General features: G+C 71.4%; 7 protein-coding genes. 2 read left to right on the top strand and 5 right to left on the bottom strand.

Annotated features, from left to right (window positions below; genetic code table 11):
• Both ACIRDX_RS18530 and ACIRDX_RS18525 read right to left on the bottom strand, forming a co-directional pair.
• The coding region (locus ACIRDX_RS18530; RefSeq protein ID WP_396626921.1) for a response regulator at window positions 1–628 on the bottom strand (628 nt) is incomplete at its 3' end.
• Complete coding sequence (locus ACIRDX_RS18525; protein WP_396626920.1) at window positions 625–2,376, bottom strand: ATP-binding protein; 1,752 nt, start codon at window positions 2,374–2,376, stop codon at window positions 625–627. The genes ACIRDX_RS18525 and ACIRDX_RS18530, both read right to left, overlap by 4 nt.
• Before the next feature lie 182 nt (window positions 2,377–2,558).
• On the opposite strand from ACIRDX_RS18525, the gene ACIRDX_RS18520 reads away from it, so the two are divergent.
• On the top strand, window positions 2,559–3,512 hold the full coding sequence (locus tag ACIRDX_RS18520; RefSeq protein ID WP_396626919.1) for a transporter: 954 nt from the start codon (window positions 2,559–2,561) through the stop codon (window positions 3,510–3,512).
• 78 nt (window positions 3,513–3,590) lie between these two features.
• Here ACIRDX_RS18520 and ACIRDX_RS18515 read toward each other — a convergent pair whose 3' ends face one another.
• Together ACIRDX_RS18515 and ACIRDX_RS18510 are read right to left on the bottom strand one after the other, a co-directional pair.
• Window positions 3,591–4,634 carry an oxidoreductase gene (locus ACIRDX_RS18515; protein WP_396626918.1) on the bottom strand — a complete coding sequence of 348 codons (1,044 nt, stop codon included), beginning with the start codon at window positions 4,632–4,634 and terminating at the stop codon, window positions 3,591–3,593.
• 147 nt (window positions 4,635–4,781) lie between these two features.
• Window positions 4,782–5,579 (bottom strand): SAM-dependent methyltransferase, encoded by a 798-nt coding sequence (locus ACIRDX_RS18510; protein ID WP_396626917.1) that lies wholly within the window; start codon window positions 5,577–5,579, stop codon window positions 4,782–4,784.
• Between the two features lie 206 nt (window positions 5,580–5,785).
• Here ACIRDX_RS18510 and ACIRDX_RS18505 point away from each other — a divergent pair, with 206 nt between their 5' ends.
• A complete protein-coding gene (locus ACIRDX_RS18505) occupies window positions 5,786–6,217 on the top strand; it encodes an Rrf2 family transcriptional regulator (RefSeq protein WP_396626916.1) in 432 nt (143 codons plus the stop codon).
• Window positions 6,218–6,294: 77 nt separating this feature from the next.
• Here the strand turns inward: ACIRDX_RS18505 and ACIRDX_RS18500 are convergent.
• Window positions 6,295–7,595 (bottom strand): phage tail sheath family protein (locus ACIRDX_RS18500; protein ID WP_396626915.1); only part of this gene is annotated, 1,301 nt, incomplete at its 5' end.

Here is a 7,595-nt window from a genome sequence, read left to right as displayed (position 1 = left end):
AGGCCTCGAGCAGCCCGCGCCTGATGGCTGAGCGCACGAGTTCGGCCGTCGACTCGACGTCGAGCGTGCGCATCAGCTGCGCCTTGTGATCCTCGACGGTGCGCACGGAGAGACCGAGCTCCGCGGCGATCTCCTTCATGCGCCGCCCGTCGGCCAGCAGGCGCAGGACCTCGAGCTGGCGGGGCGGAAGGACCGGGCGGGCCGGGGCGTCGACCGCTGCCATCGCGTCGAGCACCTGCCGCGCCTGACGCGGCGAGACGTACGTGCCCCCAGACGCCACCACGTGGATGGCCTGCAGCAGCTCCTCCCCTGCCGAGTGCTTCAGCAGGTAGCCCGCGGCGCCGGCACGCAGGATCTCGGCGCCAAGGTGCGGCTCGGCATGCGCCGTGAGGAACAGGAACCGCGCCGGCAGGTCGCGCGCCCGCGCCTGGCGCAGCACGTCGAGGCCGCTGAGTCCGGGCATCGCGAGGTCGGTCACCACGACGTCCGGCTGCCAGCGCAGGATGGCCGCGAGCAGTTCGTTGCCGTCGTGGGCCACGGCCAGCAGGTCGGTCTCGGGGCCCAGCAGCGAGGCGAGACCCTGGACCACGACGACGTGGTCGTCGGCCAGCACGACGCGCGGCTTCATGCGACGCCACCAATCGGTAACGACACGCGCAGTTCCGTCCCCTGCCCCGGCGCACTCTGCACGACGACTTTGCCGCCGAGCATTCTGATGCGTTCCTGCATGCTCGCGAGGCCGATGCCGCGATGGCGCCCGACGGCCTGCGCCTCGAAGCCCTGCCCGTCATCGACGATGCGCATGGTGATGGAGGTGCCCGCGGTGGCGAGCGTGACGTGCGCGGTGGAGGCCTTGGCGTGCCTCGACACGTTCTGCAACGCTTCCTGCGCCACGCGATAGAGGCCCAGCGCGACCGCCGGTGGAGGCTCGATCCAGCCGTCGCCCACCCGCAGGTCCACGGCAATCCCCTCGTGATCGTGGAGTTCGGCGAGGCGACCGCGAATCGCCACCGCGAGACCGCCGTGCTCGAGGACCGGCGGGTGCAGGTCGTGCGAGAGGTGGCGGAGGTCGCTGGTGAGGCGCAGCGTGTCCTCGAGCAGGGAGCTCAGGGCGGGAGCGGCCTCCGGCGCCGCGCGCTTGGCCGCGCTCACGCGCAGCGAAATCGACGCCAGCCGCTGCTGCACATCGTCGTGCAGTTCGTGCGCGATGCGGCGCCGCTCATCCTCCTGCGCCACGATCAGGCGCCCGGCGAGATCCCGCCGATCCTGCTCGGCCCGTCGTCGCCGCTGGCGCTGCACCAGCAGGCCGCCGATGAGGAAGGCCTGCAGCGCAATCAGCGCCGAGGCGCCGATCACCTGGCTCCGATACGCCTCCCACAGGCTGGGCGTGCGGAACAGCACGACGCTGCCAGGCGGCAATGCCGAGGTGCGCGCGTTCCAGCGGCGCAGTTCCCGCGCGTCGAACATGAAGGCCGCCGGACCGGGCACGCGCAGGCCGGTGACGCTGGTGTCGCCGGCCATCAAGCGCAGCGCGAGGTCGGCCGCCGCCTCGGCATCCTTGTCGAACCGCACGACACGGCCGCCGACGATGCCATGCCCGATCAGGGCCGCACCGAGGCCGTAGATCGGCACGGGCGACGCTTCGCGGAGCGAGGACACCACTTCCTGCGTGGAGATTTCCTTGTTGGTGCCGTCCCGCAGCATCGACACGAACAGGACGGCGGCATCGGCCGGCAGGCTGGCGATGCGCGCCCGGGCCGCCGCGAGGGTCGGCTCGTTCGCATAGTCGACGACGATGCCCGGCGAGGCCCCGATGCTCCGGCGTGCGGCCGCGAGGAAGGCCAGATCGGCCTCGGCCTTTCCCCCGAGCACGAGCACGCGCCGGAGCCCGGGATGCAGCGCCCGCATCGCGTCGAAGGTCTGGGACACATCCGGCTGCGTGAGGATGCCGGCGACATCCCCCGGCGTGGCGACGCTCTGCAGCATCCCCGCGCTGACGCCACAGAAGACGAGCGGGACGTCCGGGAACAGCGTGGCGCGCTGCTCGACGGCAAAGCGGAAGGCGTCGAGGCCGACGGCGATCACCGCGTCGAAGTGGCGGCCGGTGTACTTGTGCTGCAGGAAGTCGCGCAGGTGCCCGAGGTACGACGCGTCGGGCGCACGCGACACGTCGAGGTGCTCGGTCTGGATGTCGATGCGGGGGACCACGGCGGCCAGACGCGCCTTCACGCCCTGATCGGCCAGCACCACCGAGGGCAGCAGCCGCGAGTCGCCGTGCAGGATCAGCACCTGCCGGGGCCCGTCGGCGAAGGCGTCGCCGGTCAGGGCAAGCGTGGAAATCCACGCCAGCACGAGGCGAACAGGGAGACATGCCAACAGGCAGGAGGAGGGATCGCGCTTACGGCCCATTGACCAGAACCGCCCGATCATACTCCCCGGCGGACCGGCGGGCGGCCCATCCCTTGGATCGCACCATTCGGCCACACACGTGGAAATCCACGTATCGCACCCGGTGCCGCCACGATGCGCGGCAATGGCGGCCTCCCTATGATGAAGAGATGACGCATCCATTCCGACTCTCCCCGGGGCGGCTCGCCGCGGCCATCATGTGCGCCTGCGCGCTCGGGATGGCGACTCCGGAGGCGCGCGCCCAGGGCGACGGTCCGCGCGCGTACGCCGCGGTGCCCGAGGGCACGAACGTGTTCTCGGTCTACGGACAGTTCCTGCGTGGCAACACGCTGCTCGACACGAGCCAGGTCATCAGGGGCGGCGACATCGACATCGACGTCGCCGTGCTGTTCTACGCGCATCCGATCTCGCCGTTCGGGCGATCCGGCGGGCTGTTCGTCGTGCAGCCCATGGGCGCGGTGTCGGGGTCCTTGCAGTTGCTGAACGGCGTGCGCACCGGGTCGAGCAACGGGCTCGGCGACACGCAGCTCGGCGCCGTGGTGAACCTGGTGGGCCTGAAGTCGGTGCCGGTCGAGGAGTTCATCAAGCTGAAGCCGGGCTTCATGCTCGGGGCCCTCGCCAAGGTGACCCTGCCGACCGGCTCGTACGACTCCGACCGCCTCCTGAACCTCGGCGCCAACCGCACGCAGGTGTGGGTCGGCCTGCCCTTCGGCTGGAACATCGGCAAGTCGTACCTCGACCCGCACCTGACGTCGATCGAGGTCGTGCCGCAGTTGGTGTTCTCTGGCGACAACACCGACGCCGCCGGCTCGGCGCAGACGCTCGAGCAGGCGCCGATGCTGCGCGTGGAAACGCACATCATCCGCAACCTGAATCGCGCCGTGTGGGTGTCGGCCGACATCGGCGGCATCCTGGGCGGCGAGACGACCTCGGACGGCGTGGCCAACGACAACACGCAGAAGGCGCTCACGCTCGGAGGCACGGTGAACGTGATGCTCAGCCGTCACTTCGGCATCAAGACGACCTATGGGCAGGTCGTCGCCCGCGACGACGGCGGCCCCGACGGCTCGATGTTCCGTGTGATCGGCTCCGTCTTCTTCTGATCGCTCGGCTGACCGTGCTGGCCGTCGGCCTTGGCCGACGGTCAGCCGTCCCACCCTCGGCGTCCGGCAGGCCCGAACCTACAGGTCCAGCCGGCGCACCGCTCCCGAGGCCGTCGACTCGAAGCCGGCCATCGTGATGCTCATCACCTCGATCGCGCGCTGCGTCGTCACGGGCGGCGGAACGCCGTCGCGGATGGCGTCGCGCACCCCTGCGTAGAAGTGCCCGTAGTGACCTGCCGGCGCCTGCCGACGGGCCACCTCCACGCCTTCGCGATGCACGACCACCGGGTCGTCGTCGTGCCCCCACTCGGGCGTGCCAGGACGCTGGCCTGCCATGAGCGCTCGCTCCTGCGTGTCCATCCCGTGCTTCACGAGCGTGCCCGTGGTGCCGCGCACCACGAAGCGGGGCGACGACTCCCCCGCCAGCATGCTCGACGTGAGCAGCACCTCGCGCGTCGGGTAGATCAACCGCACGTGGAAGAAGTCGTCCACCGTCGCGCCCGGGCGGAGGGGGCGAATGGTGGCCTGCAGCGCGTCGGGCATGCCGAAGAGTTCGAGGGCCTGATCGATCAGGTGCGGGCCGAGATCGAACCACAGTCCCGCGCCGGGCCCCGGACGCTCGCGCCAGCGATCGCGCACCTCGGGCCGCCACCGCGCGATCTGCGACCAGTACTCGACCACCTCGCCGATCTCGCCGTCGGCGATGGCGGCGCGGACGCCCGCGAAGTCGCTGTCCCACCGGCGATTCTGGAAGACGGCCATGACGCGGCGCGTCTCCTCCGCCACGCCGATCACCTGGCGCGCTTCGTCGAGCGTGAGGGTGAACGGCTTGTCGACGACCACGTGCTTGCCCGCGCGCATGGCGGCGATGGCCAGCGGCGCGTGCGTCTCGTTGGTGGTGGCGACGACGACGAGGTCGACGTCGGGTGAGGCGAGGGCGTCTTCCGCAGAGGCGAGCACACGCACGCCCGGGTAGGCCGCGGCAATCTCGTCTCGACGGCTTGACGCGATGGCGCGCAGCGCGAGGCCGGGCGTGGTGGTGATGAACGGCGCGTGGAAGATGCGGCCGGCGAAGCCGAACCCGAGCAGCGCGACGCCGAGGGGGTCGGAAGCGTGCGTCATGCGCCGCAGTATACGGGGAGGCTCGCGGCGGGCGATCTCACGGGAGGATCACCGACCGTCGACCCGAAGGTCGACCGCCACGAACCGCAGAAGTTCGTAGCCGCCGGACCTTGGTCCGGCGGTCAGTGATCGTGGACGGCGCGCGCCCTACGGCAGCCGCGTGGCCGACCAGCCGTCGCCGACCAGGCGATCGCCCTCGACGCGCCCGGTGTACGTGCGGCCGCCCGCGGTGAACGTGAGCGCCGCGCCCGACAGCCGGCCGTCCGTGATCCCCGCCGCGCCGAGCGTGCCGCCCACGAACTGGAACCGCTGCGTGAGGGTGAGCATCTCCTTGCCCAGTTGCCACGCGCCCGTGACCTTGGCCGGGACGATCCACGCCATCGCCGTGCACCACGACGTGCACTCGGGCACCGTCACGCGCACATCCGGCTCCCAGTCCTCCATGTCGAACGAGTTGGCCACCACGCGCGTCCCCGGCTTCAGATCGAGCAGCGACGGGCGCAGCTTCATGTTGATCTCCGGCAGGAGGAACAGCGTGATCACGGTCGCCTTCGACAGGTCGGCCTCGAACAGGTCGCCCTGCACGAACGTGGCGCGGCCCGACACGCCGGCCTCCTGGGCCTTGCCGCGCGCCAGGGCCACCATGTCGGGATTGAACTCGACGCCGACGGCAGTGGCGCCGCGCTTGGCTGCCGTGATCACGGTGATCCCGTTGCCGGCGCCGAGGTCGATCAGGTGATCGCTCGGGGTCAGCTTGGCCAGGTCGAGCATGGCATCGACGGTGCTCTGCGGCGTGGGCACCCAGACCACATCCTTGCCGGCCTGCCCGCTCACGGGCTCGAACGGCTTGGGCGGATCCTGCACGGCCTGGCCCGAGGCCAGCCCGGGCGTGAACAGACAGAGGGCCACGAGCGCACTGCGACCGACGCGGGTGATACGACTCATCCGAGATTCCTCCGGGCGCCCCAGGGCGCGAGTTGCCGACAACGTCACACACAGTACGCCGGAACCCCGGCCCGACGTTGCGTCGAGGCGTGGCACAGGGGAAAGAGGCGCCATCTCGACGGTGCGCCTGTGCGGTCGCCTTGACACGCGCAATTCGACACCGATACCGTTACGAACCACGGCCAGCCCGGCAGGCGTCCTGCATCATGCACCCGAGCACACGCCTCACCGTCGCCCTCCACGTCCTGACCCTGCTCGCCATCGAGCCGGAACGGTCCCTCACGTCGGAGTACATCGCGACCAGCGTCAACACCAACCCCGTCGTGATCCGGCGGGTGCTCGGCCTGCTGCGCAAGGTCGGGGTTGTGTCGTCACAACCGGGTAGCGGCGGCGGGTGGATGCTGGCCCGTCGCGCCGACGGCATCACCGCGCGCGAGGTGCGCGACGCGGTGGAGGATCCCTCGCCGTTCGCGATGCATGCGAGCGACCCCAATCCGGCCTGCCCGGTCGGGCGCCACATCCAGGGCGCTTTGTCAGGCGTCTACGCCGACGCCGAGCGGGCGATGGCCGAGCGGCTGGCCCAGACGACGGTCGCCAGCCTGCTGCGCTCGGTCCAGCGACGCTCGACGCTTCGGTAGGAACGCCTCTCCGATTTGGTGTGGACGCCTCTCCGAGGCGGCCCTGGCGAGCCGACCAGGACGCCCCGCGGCCTCGCTCAGGCGGGTTGGCCCTGATGGCCCACCCGCAGCACGATGAACTCCGCGGGCCGCAGCATCGCCAGGCCCACGGTGCAGACAAGCCGCCCGGCCGCGATGTCGTCCGCGGTCATCGTCGAGGCGTCGCAGCGCACGAAGAACGCCTGCTCCGGCCTGTTGCCGCACAGGCCGCCGTTGCGCCACTCGAGCGTGAGGAACTGCTCCACGCTCGACCGCACGCGGGCCCAGGTCTCCGGCGTCCCCGGCTCGAACACGGCCCACGCCGTGCCCCGCGCCATCGACTGCTCCAGGTAGATCGCGTAACGGCGCACGTTCACGTAGCGCCACTCCGGATCGCTGCTCAGCGTCCGTGCACCCCACACCCGGACGCCACGCCCGGGGAACCGCTGGATCGGGTTCACGCCACGCTGGAGCAGCGCCGACGACTCGACCGCCGTGATCGGCTCGGCCACGTCCAGGGCACCCGCGATCCCCTCGCTGGCGGGTGCCGTGAACACGCTGCGCTCGATGTCGACGCGTCCGTAGATCCCGACCACCGCGCCACCGGGCGGCCGGTGGCTGCGTGCGCCGCCGACACCATCGGACACCGTCACCCACGGCCAGTAGCACGCGCCGAACGCACTGTCGCCCACCGCGCGCCGTGCATCGGCGACGATCGCGGCGGTCCCGTCGACGACGGCGAACCTGTCGCGACGACGGGCGCAATCGGCGACGACAGCCGCCGCGACCTCCGTCGGCGCTGCTGGCGCGTGCACCACCGCCACATCGTCGAACGTCGACGCATCAAGGGCCGCGAGGCCCTGGGGCTCCGCGCGCTCCTGCGTCGGCAGGCCACGGTAGTCGTCGAGGCCGGGTGCATTGCCGTCGGCGCCGCCCGCGAGCCGGTGCACACCGGCCGGCGGAGCGACTCCCCTGCCGTCCGGCGTCCACTCGACGCCGATGAGCGCGAGATCAGGCGCCACCGGTTCACCGTCGAACGTCGCCCGCAGGCCCGGCCATTCCTCGAGGATCTGCGCTGGCGGCTGCCCCTCCCCGAAGGGGTCGCCGGGCGGCACGGCATCGGGCCAGTACGCCGTCGTCATGTCGACGCGCCCGTCCGGGTCGTGCGCGATCCGCACGGCCACCTGGTTGCCCCACGCCCCAGGCCCGCTCGCGCGGATGATCAGGCCCCCGAGGGTGACGCTGGCCACCGTCGCGCCAGCGCCCACGACACGGCAGACGACGAGGTGACGGCCGCCGTTCGCGAAGCAGTCCTGCACGGCCTGCGCCAGCCAGGTCCCGGCCACAGGGCCACCGAACA

The organism is Luteitalea sp. (assembly GCF_044337415.1).
GTDB lineage: Bacteria > Acidobacteriota > Vicinamibacteria > Vicinamibacterales > Vicinamibacteraceae > Luteitalea.
The sequence above is the reverse complement of the archived record's forward strand: the minus strand, read 5'-3'. Positions and strand labels throughout refer to the sequence as shown.